Here is a 16,046-nt window from a genome sequence, read left to right on the forward strand (position 1 = left end):
GCCGGGGGCCGGCGCGCGCCTCTTCCTGGCGGTCGAAAAGAACCGCCTGCCGGCCTTGCGCGACACGCTGGCCGGCTGGCGGCTGCTGCCGCTCTACGCCAGCCGGCGATACGTGCTGCTGCAAGTCGAAAGCGGCGCCGAGGTGGCGCGCGCCGGCGCCGCTCAGGACGGGCCGGCCGCCATCGCCGCAACCGGCGCTCTGGCCAGTCCGCCGCCCCCGGCGCCCTGAAGCGTGCTCAGCGCCCGCGCGCCACGCACATCAGGCTCAGGATCTCGAACATGATCTGAGCGCCGGCGTGCGCGGTGTTGGCGGTGGCGTCGTAGGCCGGCGCCACCTCCACCAGATCGCCGCCGGCGATGTTCAGTCCCGCCAGCCCGCGCAGCATGGCCTGCGCCTCGCGCACCGTCACGCCGCCCACTTCCGGCGTGCCGGTGCCGGGCGCGAAGGCGGGATCCAGACAGTCGATGTCGAACGACACATAAACCGGCGCGTCGCCCACCACCTCGCGCGCCTTTGCCACGATGGCGTCCACGCCCAGCCTGGGAATGTCCTCGGCATGGATCACGGTCATGCCCGAGGCGTAGGAAAACTCCCACAGGTACTCGGCCGCGCCGCGAATGCCGATCTGGATGGTGCGCGTGGGATCCAGCACCCCGTCGAGCACGGCCTGGCGGAACGGGCCGCCATGATGGAAGCGGCTGCCGTCGAACGGCCCGCCCGTGTCGCAGTGCGCATCGAAGTGGATCAGCGCCAGCGGCCGCTCGCGGCCCAGCGCCCGCAGGATGGGCAGGGTCACCGAATGGTCGCCGCCCGCCGACAATGGGATCACGCCGGCCCGCTGGATATGCCGGTAGATCGCCTCGATGTCTTCGTGCGACTGGTCCAGGCTGAAACGGCTGCGCATCGGCACGTCGCCGATGTCGGCCACGCGCAGCTGGGTCACGGGCGTGCATTTCAGGACGTGGTTGTAGGGGCCGACGCGCTCGATCGCGCGCAGGGCGCGAGGCCCGAAGCGACAGCCGCTGCGGTTGCTGGCGCCCAGGTCCATCGGCACGCCCAGCAGCGCGACCTCCAGGTCGCCGAACTCGGGCCGGCTCCAGTCCATCGCCCGGGCCGGCGCGTCCAGCAGCGTGGGCATGCCGGCATAGGGCGCCATGCGCGTGCCGCTGTCGTTGATCACATTGGCCGCGATGGCGCGGAAATGCGGGTCGTGGATCTCGGCCTCGTTGGCGCCGCCGAAGCGCTCGCGCAGCGCCTGCAGTTTTTCGGGCGTGAAAGTCATGTCTGCTCCTGCTTGATGGAAAACTCAGTCGGGCTGGGCCTGGGTCCGCGCGCCGTCCAGGCCGGCGGCCGCAACGCCGCGCGTCGCCAGGCTGATCAGCACCAGGCTGGCGAGGCTGACGCCCAGGCTGACGTAGATGGGCGTGTTGGCGTCCAGGCCGTCCTTGATCATGAAGACGATGGCCGCGCCGCAGCCCAGCAGCATGCTGGCGATGGCGGCCGGCGTGGTGGCGCGGCGCCAGTAGATCGCGCCCAGCAGAGGCACCAGCATGCCGCCCACCAGCAGGTTGTAGGCGCAGGTCAGCGCGCTGAGCACATCATCCACCGCCAGCGCGATGCCCACGGCGGTGAAGCCGGCCAGCAGCGTGATGAGGCGGTGCGAGTTCACGTTCTCGAAGCGGCGGCCGCCGCGCAGCGCGGGCAGCAGGTCTTCGGCCAGCACGGTGGAGGTCGCCAGCATGGCGGCGCTGGCCGTGGACATCATGGCCGCGAGCGCGGCTGCGATGACCAGGCCGCGTATGCCGTCGGGCAGGCTGGCCTGCACGATGGCGGCGAAGGCATTGTTGGGATTGTCCAGCTCGGGCAGCAGCACCTTGGCGGCCATGCCGATCAGCGCGCCGGCCAGGCCATACAGCACACAGTACACCCCGGCCACGGTGCCGGCGACGCGCGCCACGCCGGTGGTGCGGGCGGTGAACACGCGCTGCCAGATGTCCTGGCCGATCAGGATGCCGAAGAAATAGATGACGAAGTAGGTGGCGATGGTGCTCCAGCCTATGGTGGTGAAATCGAAGCTGGCCGCCGGCAGGCGCGCGACCAGCTGGTCCCAGCCGCCCACGCGCATGATGCAGATGGGCAGCAGCACGAACATCAGGCCCACGGTCTTGATCACGAACTGCACGATGTCGGTCAGCGTCAGCGACCACATGCCGCCCACCGCCGAATAGATGACGACCACGCCGCCGCCGAGCAGCACCGCCGCCCAGAAGGGCAGATCAAACAATACGTGCATCACCGTGCCGGTGGCGATGACGGACGTGGCGGCCAGCATCAGCGCGTAGGCCATCATCACCAGCGCGCTGACGCGGCGCGTGGCCGCGCTGTAGCGCCGCTCAAGCACCTGGGTCACGGTGTAGATGCGCAGCTTGAGCAGCGGCTTGGCCAGGAACAGGTTCAGCACCACGATGCCCGCGCCCAGCGCCGCGCACAGCCAGAAGCCGGAGATGCCGTGGACATAGCCCAGGCGCACCGTGCCGACGGTGCTGGCCCCGCCCAGCACCGTGGCCGCCATGGTGCCCATGTAGAAGCCCGGCCCCAGGTTGCGCCCCGCCACCAGGAAGTCTTCCTGCGTCTTCGCGCGCCGCATGCCGTACCAGCCCAGCAACAGCATCGCGCCCATGTAGATCACGACTACGCCTATGTCCAAGAACATGTCCGCCCCTCGATTCGTTTCCGGCGCGCGTCCAGGGCGCGCCATGTGGTCTTGATGCCATTCACAGGCGTCGCGCGAAACACCGATATGTATAAAAGTAAATTTCCGCACGACCTGCTTTCCAGCCACTGCCGGCATGGTTTCCGCGCTTTTCGACGCAGGACTTTGATGCCCGCAAGGCCCGATGGAATAATAGAAATCACGCAATTCTCGATCCATATCTCGTTCGCTCAACAAGCATCGATAAATATCAATGTTTCATAGGTGATTACCCTATGCTGTCCACCGTTACCGATCTGGATCTCAGGCTGATCAGGGTGTTCCTGGCCATCGTCGACGCGGGCGGCGTATCGGCCGCTCAGGACGTGCTGGGCGTGGGCCAGTCCACCATCAGCAGCCAGCTCGCCACGCTGGAAACGCGGCTGGACTTCCGCCTGTGCGAGCGCGGCCGGGGCGGCTTCCGGCTGACGGCCAAGGGCCAGCGCTTCGCCCGGCTGGCGCGCAGCGCGCTGACCTCGCTGAACAACTTCACCGCCGAGGCCCGCAACATGCATCGCCAGCTGGTCGGCAGCCTGACGCTGGGCCTGATCGGCAACGCCACGCTCGAACAGAACGGGCTGATCGCGCGCGCCATCGCCCGCTTCCGGCAACGCGACGAGGCGGTGCGGCTGTCGCTGCTGATCCGCGGCCCGCGCGAACTGGAAGAGCTGATCCTGAAGGACGAGATGCAGGTGGCGGTGGGCTATTTCCTGCACCGCGTGCCGATGCTGGACTACGCCACGCTGTTCCAGGAGCGCCAGGTGGCCTATTGCGGCGCGGGCCACGCGCTGGCGGCCCGCGCCGGCAGTCTGGGCCCGGGCGACGTGGCCGAATCGGACTGGACCTGGCGCACCTATCCGCTGCCCGAGGCATCCTTCGCGGGCCTGCCGCGCCGCATCACCTCCGAGGCCGACAACATGGAGGCCGCCGCGGTGCTGATCCTGTCCGGCGCGCACCTGGGCTACCTGCCCGAGGCCTATGCCGCGCCCTATGTGCAGGCCGGCCTGCTGCGGCCGTTGAATCCGGCGCTGTTCCACTACGACGTGGACATCACGCTGGTGGCCAAGAAACGCCCCCACCTGAACGAGATCACGGCGGCCTTCCTGGAGGACATGCGCGCCGCGCTGGCGCTGCCGCAGCCATGAAGCGCCTGGGTTAAGCTCGGGACGCGGCGCTGCCTGCCAGGCCCGCCGCGCATCCCGAACACGAGGCCCGCATGTCGACCACCGCCACCCTGAATACCCAAGCTCCCGCCCCCCGCCGCATGACCGTGCCCGCGTTCCGCGCCCGCAAGGGCCAGGAACCGCTGGTCATACTGACCGCGTACACGGCGCGCATGGCCGAGCTGCTGGATCCCTGCTGCGACGCGCTGCTGGTGGGCGACAGCCTGGCGCAGACCATCTACGGGCTGCCGTCCACCGTCCCCGTCACGCTGGACACCATGATCGCGCACGGCGCGGCCGTGGTGCGCGGCGCGCGCGGCGCGCTGGTGGTGGTGGACATGCCCTTCGGCAGCTACGAAGCCAGTCCCGAGCAAGCCTTCGCGTCGGCCTCCCGCGTGCTGAAGGAAACCGGCGCGGCCGCCATCAAGCTGGAAGGCGGCGAGGCCATGGCGGCCACGGTCGCCTTCCTGTCGGCGCGCGGCATCCCCGTCATGGGACACGTGGGCCTGACGCCGCAGGCGGTGAACATCCTGGGCGGCTACGGCGCGCGCGGACGCGGCCATGCCGAGCAGGCCAAGATCGCGGCCGACGCCGAAGCCATCGCCGCCGCCGGCGCCTTCGCGGTGGTGGTCGAGGGCGTGGTGGAACCGCTGGCGGCATCGATCGCCGCCAGCCTGTCCTGCCCCGTGATCGGCATCGGCGCGTCCGCGTCATGCGACGGACAGGTGCTGGTGGTGGACGACATGCTGGGCATGTTCGAGCGCACCGCCCGTTTCGTGAAGCGCTACGACACGCTGTCCGAACGCATCCAGGCCGCGGCGCGGACCTATGCGGAGGAAGTGAAGGCCCGGCGCTTCCCGGGCGCCGAGCATCTGTACGAAGCGCCCAAGGCCTGAGCCGGACTGACGCCGATACTGGCCCGGCGCGCCACCGGCATCAGGCGCGCGGCCACAGCACCGGAAACAGCGCGTGCTCCATCGGCGACCCCGGCGGCAGTACCTGCGCAAGCCCCGGGAACTCCGGCGAGGTCCGCCAGGCGCGCGGCGCATGCCGCATGTCCTCGCCCAGGAAGCGCACCGAGAACGCGCGGCGGCGGCGGTCGCCGCCCACGCCGCCCGACGCGTGCAGCGTCAGCATGTGGAAGAACACGGCGTCGCCCGGCTCCAGTTCCCAGCCCAGGATGCGCCAGCGCGAACGGTCGGCCTCGATGTCGGGCAAGTCCGCCAGGCTGCCTTCCGGAAACCACCTGGCCTGGCTGTCCAGGAAGGTGCGCGGCATCAGCCACGGCCCCAGGTGCGAACCCGCCACGAACTCCAGCGTGGCCTCGCGCGCGACCGGGTCCACCGGCATCCACATGCTGCAGTTCATGCGCCCTTCCACGTTGTAGTAGGGCTGGTCCTGGTGCCAGGGCGTGCGCTGGCGCGTGTTGGGTTCCTTGACGAGCAGATGGTCGTGATAGAGCCGCGCCGGCCCGCCTCCCATCAACTGCGCCGCCACCGAGCCCACGCGGCTGCCGAAGATGAATTGCCGGTATTCGTCGTTGTCCTGCCAGTTGCAGAAGTCCTCGAAGAACCAGCCGGGATCGTCGGGCCGGCTGGCCACCTTGGCGCGCGGGCTGGGCGCGTCCAGGTTCTTCTGGATGCCGCGCGTCAGCAGCTCGACTTCCTGCGCGCTGAACAGTTGCCGCACACAGAGCGCGCCATCGCGCTGGAAGGCCGCGATGTCGTCGGCCGGCAGTTCGAATTCATGGCGATGCATGGTCACTCCTCCTTGTCGTCATCATAATCAGGCCGCGGTGCGCTGCCCGCGCGCCGACGCATCATGGACAGCCAGAGATAGGCCGCCGACAGCAGCGCGAGCCAGCCCAGGCCCACATACAGCGCGCCGCGCGTATCCTCGAACGCGGCCAGCACCGCGAACACGAACAGCATGAAGACGACGGCGCAACGCTGGCCCCAGGGCCACAGCGGCACGGGAAAGGCCAGCTCGGCGGCAGCCGGGCCCAGGCGGCGGCGCATGGCGAGCTGCGACAGCAGGATCATCAGCCATACCCAGACCACGGCAAAGGTCACGATGGCCGCCAGCTTCATGAACAGCCCATCGGGCAGCAGGTAGTTCAGCGCCACGCCCACGAACAGTCCCGCGCCCATCACCGCCACCGTCATCCAGGGCACGCCGAAGCGCGACACCCGCGCGAAGCCGGCCGGCGCCTGGCCGTTCAGCGCCATGCCGTAGAGCATGCGCCCGGTGCTGAAGATATCGCTGTTGACCGCCGAGATCACGGCCGAGATCACCACCAGGTTCAGCACGTCCGCGGCCGCGTCTATGCCCAGGCTGCTGAATATCTGCACGAAGGGGCTGCCTTGCGTGCCGATCTTGCTCCACGGGAAGATCGCCATCAGCACCAGCAGGGTCAGCACGTAGAACAGCAGGATGCGCAGCGGCACCGAGTTGATCGCCTTGGGGATGACGCGCCGGGGATCGCCGGCCTCGCCGGCCGCCATGCCGATGACCTCCACGCCGCCGAAGGCGAACATCACCACCGTGAAGGACGCGATCATGCCCTCGATGCCGTTGGGAAAGAAGCCGCCGTGTTCCCACAGATTGGCCAGGGTCGGCGCCGTGGCGTCCGCGCCGCCGATGCGCATGCCGCTGAGCAGCACCGCCGCGCCGCCCGCGATCAGCGCCAGGATCGCCACGACCTTGAGCAGGGACAGCCAGAACTCCAGCTCGCCGAACACCTTCACGCTGCACAGGTTCAACCCGCCGATGCAGAGCACGATGCCCAGCACCCAGATCCAGCGCGGCGTGTCCGGATACCAGAAGCCCATGTACACGCCGAACACGGTGACATCGGCCAGACAGACCATCAGCATGGAAAAGGCATAGCTCCAGCCGGTCAGGAAACCCAGGTACGGCCCCAGGTAGCGCGTCGCGTAATGACCGAAGGAGCCAGGCACCGGATGGCGCACCGCCATCTCTCCCAACGCGCGCATGGTGAAGAAGATGGCCGCGCCGCCGATCAGGTAGGCCAGCAGCACCGACGGCCCCGCGCGCTGTATGGCGGCGGCGGAACCATAGAACAGGCCGGTTCCGATCGCCGAGCCCAGCGCCATGAAGCGCACGTGTCGCGCGCTCAGGCCGCGGCGCAAGCCTGTCTGCTCATCCATGGATATCCCCTTTTTTAGTATTGGTCTGCCCGGCGATATCTATACTTGTATAGTCAAGTTCGGGACAACATGACGTAATCCCTAACCCGGCGTCCAATCCCGGGCTATCCGAGGCAAGCGTCCGAACTTCCACGGATTGAACCCATTAGAATCAGACGAATCCAATCCTGATGCCCGCCCCCATGCCCGATCCGCTGCCCCTGCAAGACGCCATCGCCGACGCGATCAGCACCGCGACGCGCGGGGCCGGCCGCGTCAACATCCTGGTGGCCGGCAAGACCGGCGTGGGCAAGAGCACGCTGATCAACGCCGTGTTCCGTGGCGAGCTGGCTCGCACCGGCGCGGGCAAGCCGGTGACCTCGACGACCCAGGAATTCACCCGGCCCGGCCATCCGCTCACCATCATCGACACGCGCGGGCTGGAAGTGGCCGACTACGAAGCCTCGCGCCGCGAGCTGGACGCGCTGATCCGCGAGCGCGCAGCCGCCGCCGAACAGGAACGCCACATCCACATCGCCTGGCTCTGCATCCAGGACAGCAGCCACCGCGTCGAAGACGCGGAGATCGCGCTGTGCAACATGCTGGCCGACGCCGGCATCCCCGTCATCACGGTGCTGACCAAGGCCCGCAAGAACAGCCCGTTCGCCGACACCGCGCGCGAGCTGCTGCCGCGCGCCCGGCAGGTGGTGCCAGTGCGCGCGCTGCCCGAGCGCATCGACGAGCTGGACGCGGACCTGCCGCCCATGGGGCTGGACGAGCTCATCGCCGCCACCGCCCTGGCCATCCCCGAGGCGCAGCAGCGCGCCTACGCCAATGCGCTGTCCACCCGCAACAAGCAGGCGCTGGAAGTAAAAAAAAAGCGGGCTGAGATCGAAGTGAACATCGCCGCCGGCCTGGCCGCGTCGGCCGCCGCCGCGCCCATTCCGTTTTCCGACGCCTTCGCGCTGGTGCCGATCCAGGTCGGCATGATCGCCAAGATCGGCATCACCTTCGGCATGGAACTGGACACCGCGGCCATCACCACGCTGGTCACGTCCACGCTGGGCGCCTCGGCCGCCACGCTGATCGGCCGCTCGGTGGTGTCCAGCCTGCTCAAGCTGATCCCGGGCGCCGGCAGCGCGGCCGGCGGCACCATCGCCGCCACCACCGCCGCCACCATCACCAAGCTGCTGGGCAACGCCTACGTGGCGGTGCTCTACGACTTCTGCCAGCGCCATCCGGGCAAGGACATCGACACCGCGATGATCGCGCAGGCGCTCAAGCAACGCGTGGGCTTCGGACGCGGCTGAACACCGCGCCGGATCGGCGTGCTTTTTCGCAACAGTTGGACGGCCTTCGCAATAATGCGCAGGCTTTTGGCATTTTCATATGCGGGATAAATATTTGGCCTGGGCAGACGTAAAGCCATATATCCCGTCATGTTTTCATGCCAGCCGCAGCGGCGGCCCATGCCGGAAGACCGGCCATAAGCTATGACCATCGCGAATTCGGACGTCATGTACAGGCACCTGGTGCAGGGTGTCGAGGACTACGCCATCTATATGCTGTCCCCCGACGGCACCGTCGCCAACTGGAACGCCGGCGCCCAACGTACCAAGGGCTATGCGGCCGACGAAATCGTCGGCCAGAACTTCTCCTGCTTCTATACCCCGGAAGACCGGGCCTCGGGCCTGCCGCAGGCCGGCCTGGCGCGGGCCCGCGACCGGGGCAAGTTCGCCGCCGAGGGCTGGCGCGTGCGCAAGGACGGCACCCTGTTCTGGGCCAGCGTGGTGATCGACGCGATCCATGGCGACGGCGGTGAACTGCTCGGCTACGCCAAGATCACGCGCGACGAGACCGAGCGCCGCATGCAGGAACAGCAGCTGCTGCGCGCCAAGGAAATGACCGAGCGCTACAACACCGAGCTGGGTTCGCTGTCGAGCTTCCTGGACGCGGTGATTTCGCAGATCCCTTCCTGCGTGCTGGTGATGGACGCGGTGTCGCGCCAGATCGTGCTGGCCAATCGCCAGGTGCAGGCCATGTTCGGCGTCGACCGCGCCGACATGCGCGGCCGGACCATGCAGGAATGCCTGCCGGAGCAGGCCTGCGCCTTCTTCGAGCGGCTCTGCAATGATGCGCTGCGCTCGGACGGCGCCATGCGCGAAGAGGAAGAGGAGCTGTCCACCACGCTGGGCCCGCGCTCGCTGCGCACCAAGACGCTGGTGTTCCACAACAGCGATCCGCGCTCGCGCTATGTGCTGCTGATCGCCGACGACGTCACCGACGAGAACGCCGCCCATGCGCAGGTGCGCTACATGGCCCACCACGACACGCTGACCGGCATGCCCAACCGGCGCCTGTTCCGCGAACAGATGCTCAAGGCGCTGAACGCGGCCAGCGACGGCCGCGCCACCGCGGTGCTGTGCCTGGACCTGGACAACTTCAAGAGCGTCAACGACACGCTGGGCCATCAGTTCGGCGACGAGCTGCTGCGCCTCCTGGCCAAGCGCCTGCCCAAGGTCTTGCGCGAACAGGACACGCTGGCGCGACTGGGCGGCGACGAGTTCGCCGTGGTGCTGCCCAATATCGAACAGACCGAGGACGTGCGCCGCATGGCGCAGCGCCTGGTGGACGCCGTGCGCGCGCCGTTCGAGATCGACGGCCACACCGTGCCGGTGACGGTCAGCGTCGGCATCGCCGTGGCCGACACGCCGGAATGCACCGCCGACCACCTCCTGCGCTATGCCGACATGGCGCTGTACGAGGCCAAGCGCAACGGCCGCAATGGCATGGCCTTCTTCAAGCCCGAAATGGAGACCACCGCGCTCAAGCGCCACGAGATGGAAATGGACCTGCGCCAGGCCATCATCTCGCAGCAGCTGCGGCTGCACTACCAGCCCATCAAGGACGCCAGCCACGTGCGCACCGTGGGCCGCGAAGCGCTGATGCGCTGGCAGCATCCGGCCAAGGGCCTGATCATGCCCAACGACTTCATTCCCGTGGCCGAGGAAACCGGGCTGATCCACGAACTCAGCGCCTTCACGCTGCACGAGGCCTGCCGCGAGGCCATGCGCTGGGAACCGCATGAGACCGTGGCCGTCAACCTGTCGGCCAGCCAGTTCGCCAACAGCGCGCTGGTGTCGCTGGTGGAATCGGCGCTGGCCACGTCCGGACTGCCGGCCGACCGTCTGGAGCTGGAGATCACCGAATCGGTGCTGCTGGCCAATTCGGCGGCCAACCTGTCCACGCTGACCCGGCTCAAGGACATGGGCGTGAAGGTGGCGCTGGACGATTTCGGCACCGGCTATTCCTCGCTGAGCTACCTGCGCAGCTTCGAGTTCGACAAGATCAAGATCGACAAGTCCTTCACCCAGGACGTGGAATCCAGCCGCGAGGCGCTGGCCATCATCCGCGCCATCAACGGCATCGGCCGCAGCCTGGACATCCCCACCACCGCCGAGGGCGTGGAAACCCCGGCCCAGCTGCGCCGGCTGACAGAGGAAGGCTGCACCCACTTCCAGGGCTACCTGCTGGGACGCCCGGTGTCGCACGAGCCCGGCACCGCGCCGCCGACGTCGACGTAATCCGCCGCAAACGCCTGTGTGACAGCGCGCATACGGGACAACCCGCAGACGCGCGCGGCACGCCATCAGGCGGCAATACGTCCCTGTTACAGTAGCCCCGGCAGGGTTTCGCCAAAATGACGAACTGGGCGGCAGGCGCGCCCTTGATCCCGAGCTTGATTGCACCTTGTCGACACTACGCTGCGGCTCATGCGCGGCGGCTTTCCGTGCCGCCGCGATTTCGACAGCCATCGGGGCCGCACCATGTTCAAGTCCATACGCAACCGCCTCATCGCCCTCTGCGTGGCGATCACCATTCTTTCCATGCTGTCCCTGTCCCTGGCCACGGTACTCGTGGCCCGCGACAATACCTTCGACCAGGTCGACCACAACATCGGCCAGATCACGCGCAATCACGCCAATGAACTGTCCGCCTGGGTGCGCGACAAGCAGCGCGTGACCAGCTCGCTGAAGAACGCCGTCGACCAGCCCGAAGCCATCGCGCACACCATGGCCGCGACCGCTCAGCAGGCCGGCGGCTTCGACGACGCCTACATCGTCTACGCCGACAAGCGCTACATCTTCAACCACGCCATGCCGGACGGCTTCGACGGTCCGGCGCGCGCCTGGTACCAGCAGGCCGCCCAGACCAACGGGCCGGCCATCACGCCGATCTATGTGGACGCCGCGTCGGGCAAGCTGTGCATGAGCTTCGTCGAGGCGGTGCGCAAGGACGGCCGCGTGGTGGCGGCCGTGGGCTCCGACATGCTGCTCGACAGCATGGCCAAGATGGTCGCGGCCATCCAGGCCACGCCCAAGAGCTTCGCCTTCCTGCTGGACGGGCAGGGCCAGATCCTGGCCCACCCGGACGTCAAGCTGGCGCTCAAGCCGGTCACCGCCATCGATCCCGGCCTGGACCTGAGCCAGCTGCAGCAGCTGGCCAGGAACAGCGGCAGCTCGCTGACGCAGGATATCGGCGGCGTCAGCCAGCTGCTGTACGCCAGCACTGTGGAAGGCACGCCCTGGACGCTGGTGATCGCCATCGACCGGGCCCAGGCCAACGAGCCGGTCACCATGATGGTGAAGCTGGCCGCGTCCATCACCGCGCTGGCGCTGTTGCTGGCCGTGGCCTTCGTGACGATGGCGGTCAAGCGCCAGTTGCGCGGCCTGCCCCAGGTGCAAGACGCACTGCAGGACATCGCCAGCGGCGATGGCGACCTGACGCGCCGGCTGCCGGCCGAGGGCGGCGACGAGCTGGCCCGGATCGGCGCCGCGTTCAATCAATTCGCCGACAAGATCGCCACGATCCTGCGCGAGATCCGCGTGGCGGCCGACTCCGTGCGCACCGCCAGCCTGGAGATCGCCAGCGGCAACCACGACCTGTCCGACCGCACCTCGCAGCAGGCCAGTTCGCTGGAGCAGACCGCCGCGGCCATGGAAGAGATCACCTCGACCGTGCAGCACAACGCCGACAACGCCAGCCAGGCGGCCAACCTGGCCAGCGACGCCTCGCGCGTGGCCGGCCAGGGCGGCGCGGTGATGCAGCAGGTGGTGCACACCATGGACGGCATCGACGCCTCGGCGCGCAAGATCGTCGACATCATCGGCGTGATCGACGGCATCGCCTTCCAGACCAACATCCTGGCGCTGAACGCGGCGGTGGAAGCCGCGCGCGCCGGCGAGCAGGGCCGCGGCTTCGCCGTGGTGGCCGGCGAAGTGCGCACGCTGGCCCAGCGCAGCGCCACCGCCGCGCGCGAGATCAAGACCCTGATCGAATCCTCGGTCGACCAGATCCGCACCGGCAACTCGCTGGTGCGCCAGGCCGGCGGCACCATGGACCAGGTGGTCGGCAGCGTCGAGCGCGTGACCAGCATCGTCGGCGAGATCGACCTGGCCAGCCAGGAACAGCGCACCGGCATCTCGGAAATCGGCAACGCCATCGGCCTGATGGACAACGCCACGCAGCAGAACGCCGCGCTGGTGGAACAGGCCGCCGCCGCCGCGCAGACGCTGCAGGAACAAGCCGCGCACCTGGCGCAGCTGGTGGGCGGCTTCAAGCTCGACAGCCATGACGTCGCCAGCCACGCAGTGACTCGCGGCGCGCCACAGATGGCGCCGGGGGCCATGTTGGCGTTGAACTGAGCCAGCGACGCTCCGCCGCGCGCGGCGCCGGCTCTCAGGCCGGAATCGCGCGCAGCAGCTGTTCGCGCAGCCAGGCATGCGCCGCGCTGCGCTGGCGCACGTGGCTGTAGGCCTTCAGCGTGAAGGGCGGGATCTCGAAGGGCGACGGATATTCCACGATCGCGGCCACCGCGCCCAGCGTGCGCGCCGCCTGGCGCGGCACCGTCATGATCAGCGCCGAGCCGGCCACGATGAAGGGCGCGGCCAGCACCGAGGGCAGCTGCACCGCCACGTCGCGGCGCAGTCCGCGGCGCTCCAGCAGCTTGTCGATATGGCCGCCGGCCTCGCCCCAGGGACGCACCGCCACGTGGCGCTCGGCCATGTACGCGTCCAGGCTGGGCGCGGACCGGATGCGGGGATGCTCGCGGCTGGCGATCACCACGTAGTGATCGGTCAGCCAGTCGAAGCTCTCGATGCCGGGCGCCGGCTCGGCCATGTCTTCCACATAGCCCAGCGCGAAATCCAGCCGGCCCGAGGCCAGGTCCTCGGCGTAGTCCTGGTTTTGCGCATGGACGATCTGGAAGCGCAGGCGCGGCGCCAGGTCCTGCACCTGCGCGACCAGGGCCGGCAGCATGGCGAAGGTGGTGTAGTCGGTGGCCGCGAGGGTGAAGCAGCGATCGCTGGTGGCCGGGTCGAAGCGGCCCGCCTGCGCCAGTCCGTTGGACAGCAGCGCCAGCGCGGCGCTGACCGGCCCGGCCAGCCGCTCGGCATGAGCGGTGGGCTGCATGGCGTTGCCAATGCGCACGAACAGCTCGTCGTCCAGTGCGGCACGCAGGCGCGCCAGCGCGTGGCTCAGCGCGGACGGGCTCATGGCCAGCTCGTCGGCCGCGGCGATCACCGAACGACGGCGCAGCAGGGCGTCCAGCGCCACCAGCAGGTTCAGGTCCAGGCGTCTCAGATCAGAGTGCATACTGTGCATTATCCAATGAAAACAATGCACTTGATGCATTGATTCCGGCATCCCTATCATCTTCGGTTTCCCATCCCGCGCGGCCATGCGCCGCCCTTGCGATTTTCTCCGTAGCTCTCCCCATGACGATTTCCATCCGCCCCGCCACCGAACAGGACTGCGCGCTGATCCTGCGATTCATCACCGAGCTGGCCGTCTATGAAAAGGCCGCCGACCAGGTCGAAGCCACCGTCGAGACCCTGGCCAGCAGCCTGTTCGGCCCCGGCACGCCCGCGCGCGCGCTGATCTGCGAAGCGGACGGGCAGCCGGTGGGCTATGCCATCTATTTCTTCAACTACTCGACCTGGCAGGCCAGGAAAGGGCTGTACCTGGAAGACCTGTACGTCTCGCCCGCCAGCCGCGGCATCGGCGCCGGCAAGCGCCTGCTGCGCCATCTGGCGCGGGTCGCGGTCGAGGAAGGCTGCGGCCGCTTCGAATGGAGCGTGCTGGACTGGAACCAGCCGGCCATCGACTTCTACCAGTCGATCGGCGCGCGGCCGCAGGCCGAGTGGGTGCGCTACCGCATGCACGGCGAGGCGCTGACGGGCTTCGCCGCCGGCGCGGACTGAAACGTCGGGCGGGGCTGTCGGACGGCGGCGGTATCACCGCCCACGGGATCGACTGCCCTCGGAGCGCCGGCCATTGAACGGCGGACCGCCCGGTGAACGCTCCCGCGAGCGCCAGTCGCCCGGATGGCGTCCCCCCTCCTATATCACCAGGTTGCGGATGAAGCGCAGCACGCCTGCCTGCCGGTTGGCGTAGGCGTAGGACACCGAGCTGGCGAAGGACGTGGTCGACCCCGCCGGTATGACCCGCTCCTGTCCGGCCAGCTCCAGCGTCAGCGCGCCCTCGATCACGTAGAGCATCTCGACGCAGCCTTCCGGGTCCGCCTCGGCCTGGTAGCGCTCGCCAGGCGCCAGGGTCCAGGACCAGAGTTCCACCTGGCGGGAAGCAGCCGCCGAGCAGTGCAGCACCGCCTGGCTGCCGGCAAGCTGGCCGCGCCAGGTCAGCACATCGGGCGCCTGGTCCGGCGCGCGGCCGGCCGGGCTGACCAAGGCGGTGAAGTTGGCGCCCAGCGCCGTGGCGATGAGGCTGAGCTTGGCCAGGCTGATGTTGGCATCGCCGGCCTCCAGGCCGGCGATGGTGCGGCGGCTCACGCCCGCCGCATCGGCCAGCGCCTGCTGGCTCAGGCCTTGCCCATCGCGCAGACGCCTGAGATTGGCGGCCACGTGTTCGAGCACCTGGTTCGACGGCATGGCGATTCTCCTTGCGCAAACGCATGAGCAATATATTGCGCAAAAATACCACATCCGATATTGTGCAATATCATGCACAACACCCCCACGCCCCCGTCTCCCTCCCTGCTGGCGCGCAGAGCGCCCGAAGCCGCGCTGCTCCTGATCACCGTGGTCTGGGGCGGCACCTTCCTGGCCGTGCAGCACGCGCTCACGGCGGGCACGCCCATGTTCTTCGTCGGCTGCCGCTTCGCCGCCGCGGCCCTGGCCGTGGGACTGGTGTCGCTGCGTTCGCTGCGCGGCATCACCTGGCGCGAAGTCCGGGCCGGCGGCGCCGTCGGCCTGGCCATCGTGGCCGGCTACGGCGGCCAGACCATCGGCCTGCAGCACATCACCAGCAGCGAATCGGCCTTCCTCACCGCCCTGTACGTGCCGGCGGTGCCGCTGCTGCAATGGCTGGTGCTGCGGCGCGCGCCGCGCGCCATGACCTGGGTGGGCGTGGCGCTGGCCTGCACGGGCCTGATGCTGCTGACCGGCAACAACCCCGCCTCGATCTCGTTCAGCTACGGCCAGCTCATCACCATCGCCGGCGCGGTGGCCATCGCCGCCGAGATCCTGCTCATCAGCCATTACGCGCGCAGCGTGGACCTGCGCCGCGTCACCGTGCTGCAACTGGCGGCCGCGTCGATCGCGGCCTTCGCGCTGATGCCGCTGGCCGGCGAGACCGAGATTCCGCCGTTCTCCTGGACGCTCACTGGCCTGGCCGTGGCGCTGGGCTGCGCCAGCGCGCTGATCCAGCTGACCATGAACTGGGCGCAGCGCACGGTCGATCCCGCGCGCGCCACGCTGATCTATGCCGGCGAGCCGGTATGGGCCGGCATCTTTGGCCGCATCGCCGGCGAGCGGCTGGCGCCGCTGGCGCTGGTCGGCGGCGCGCTGGTGGTGCTGGGCGTGATCGTCAGCGAATGGAAGCCGCGCCTGCGGCGCGCGCGGACCTCCGAGCCTGCACGGCAGGCCTGAGCCGCCGCAAGGAAAGCATCCGATATCACGAGG

General features: G+C 68.7%; 14 protein-coding genes. 8 read left to right on the forward strand and 6 right to left on the reverse strand.

Features of this window, described 5'->3' with window-relative positions:
* Nucleotides 1-229, forward strand: a 229-nt coding sequence (locus tag AC6LJ9_RS27720) for a hypothetical protein (protein ID WP_498150039.1), incomplete at its 5' end; no start/stop codon positions are given.
* A gap of 7 nt (nucleotides 230-236) precedes the next feature.
* Here AC6LJ9_RS27720 and speB read toward each other — a convergent pair.
* Both speB and AC6LJ9_RS27730 read right to left on the reverse strand, forming a co-directional pair.
* Nucleotides 237-1,283 carry an agmatinase gene (speB, locus tag AC6LJ9_RS27725; RefSeq protein WP_498150040.1) on the reverse strand — a complete coding sequence of 349 codons (1,047 nt, stop codon included), beginning with the start codon at nucleotides 1,281-1,283 and terminating at the stop codon, nucleotides 237-239.
* 24 nt (nucleotides 1,284-1,307) lie between these two features.
* A complete protein-coding gene (locus tag AC6LJ9_RS27730) occupies nucleotides 1,308-2,714 on the reverse strand; it encodes a sodium:solute symporter family protein (RefSeq protein ID WP_498150041.1) in 1,407 nt (468 codons plus the stop codon).
* A 275-nt stretch (nucleotides 2,715-2,989) separates the two neighbouring features.
* Here AC6LJ9_RS27730 and AC6LJ9_RS27735 point away from each other — a divergent pair, with 275 nt between their 5' ends.
* Both AC6LJ9_RS27735 and panB read left to right on the forward strand, forming a co-directional pair.
* Complete coding sequence (locus AC6LJ9_RS27735; protein ID WP_498150042.1) at nucleotides 2,990-3,898, forward strand: LysR family transcriptional regulator; 909 nt, start codon at nucleotides 2,990-2,992, stop codon at nucleotides 3,896-3,898.
* Nucleotides 3,899-3,969: 71 nt separating this feature from the next.
* Entirely contained in the window at nucleotides 3,970-4,812 is an 843-nt protein-coding gene (gene panB / locus AC6LJ9_RS27740; RefSeq protein ID WP_498150043.1) for a 3-methyl-2-oxobutanoate hydroxymethyltransferase, read from the forward strand.
* Nucleotides 4,813-4,852: 40 nt separating this feature from the next.
* Here panB and AC6LJ9_RS27745 read toward each other — a convergent pair whose 3' ends face one another.
* Together AC6LJ9_RS27745 and AC6LJ9_RS27750 are read right to left on the reverse strand one after the other, a co-directional pair.
* Entirely contained in the window at nucleotides 4,853-5,674 is an 822-nt protein-coding gene (locus tag AC6LJ9_RS27745) for a phytanoyl-CoA dioxygenase family protein (protein ID WP_498150044.1), read from the reverse strand.
* A 2-nt stretch (nucleotides 5,675-5,676) separates the two neighbouring features.
* Nucleotides 5,677-7,086 carry an amino acid permease gene (locus AC6LJ9_RS27750; RefSeq protein WP_498150045.1) on the reverse strand — a complete coding sequence of 470 codons (1,410 nt, stop codon included), beginning with the start codon at nucleotides 7,084-7,086 and terminating at the stop codon, nucleotides 5,677-5,679.
* A gap of 170 nt (nucleotides 7,087-7,256) precedes the next feature.
* Between AC6LJ9_RS27750 and AC6LJ9_RS27755 the strand changes: the two genes are divergently transcribed.
* The 3 genes from AC6LJ9_RS27755 to AC6LJ9_RS27765 all read left to right on the forward strand — a co-directional run bounded on the left by AC6LJ9_RS27755 (nucleotide 7,257) and on the right by AC6LJ9_RS27765 (nucleotide 12,770).
* Nucleotides 7,257-8,375: a GTPase family protein gene (locus tag AC6LJ9_RS27755; RefSeq protein WP_498150046.1), complete on the forward strand. Its 1,119-nt coding sequence runs from the start codon at nucleotides 7,257-7,259 to the stop codon at nucleotides 8,373-8,375.
* 183 nt (nucleotides 8,376-8,558) lie between these two features.
* On the forward strand, nucleotides 8,559-10,649 hold the full coding sequence (locus AC6LJ9_RS27760; RefSeq protein ID WP_498150047.1) for an EAL domain-containing protein: 2,091 nt from the start codon (nucleotides 8,559-8,561) through the stop codon (nucleotides 10,647-10,649).
* Nucleotides 10,650-10,892: 243 nt separating this feature from the next.
* On the forward strand, nucleotides 10,893-12,770 hold the full coding sequence (locus AC6LJ9_RS27765) for a methyl-accepting chemotaxis protein (protein ID WP_498150051.1): 1,878 nt from the start codon (nucleotides 10,893-10,895) through the stop codon (nucleotides 12,768-12,770).
* A 34-nt stretch (nucleotides 12,771-12,804) separates the two neighbouring features.
* Here AC6LJ9_RS27765 and AC6LJ9_RS27770 read toward each other — a convergent pair whose 3' ends face one another.
* On the reverse strand, nucleotides 12,805-13,719 hold the full coding sequence (locus AC6LJ9_RS27770) for a LysR family transcriptional regulator (RefSeq protein ID WP_498150048.1): 915 nt from the start codon (nucleotides 13,717-13,719) through the stop codon (nucleotides 12,805-12,807).
* 122 nt (nucleotides 13,720-13,841) lie between these two features.
* Here AC6LJ9_RS27770 and AC6LJ9_RS27775 point away from each other — a divergent pair, with 122 nt between their 5' ends.
* Complete coding sequence (locus AC6LJ9_RS27775) at nucleotides 13,842-14,327, forward strand: GNAT family N-acetyltransferase (RefSeq protein ID WP_212319962.1); 486 nt, start codon at nucleotides 13,842-13,844, stop codon at nucleotides 14,325-14,327.
* 138 nt (nucleotides 14,328-14,465) lie between these two features.
* Here AC6LJ9_RS27775 and AC6LJ9_RS27780 read toward each other — a convergent pair whose 3' ends face one another.
* The gene (locus AC6LJ9_RS27780) at nucleotides 14,466-15,014 is read right to left on the reverse strand and encodes a helix-turn-helix domain-containing protein (RefSeq protein ID WP_498150049.1); all 549 of its coding nucleotides are present in this window, start codon (nucleotides 15,012-15,014) and stop codon (nucleotides 14,466-14,468) included.
* A 72-nt stretch (nucleotides 15,015-15,086) separates the two neighbouring features.
* Here AC6LJ9_RS27780 and AC6LJ9_RS27785 point away from each other — a divergent pair, with 72 nt between their 5' ends.
* A complete protein-coding gene (locus tag AC6LJ9_RS27785) occupies nucleotides 15,087-16,013 on the forward strand; it encodes a DMT family transporter (RefSeq protein ID WP_498150050.1) in 927 nt (308 codons plus the stop codon).
* The last annotated feature ends 33 nt before the right edge of the window (nucleotides 16,014-16,046 follow it).

It is taken from the genome of Achromobacter sp. 1011811831, from assembly GCF_059760905.1.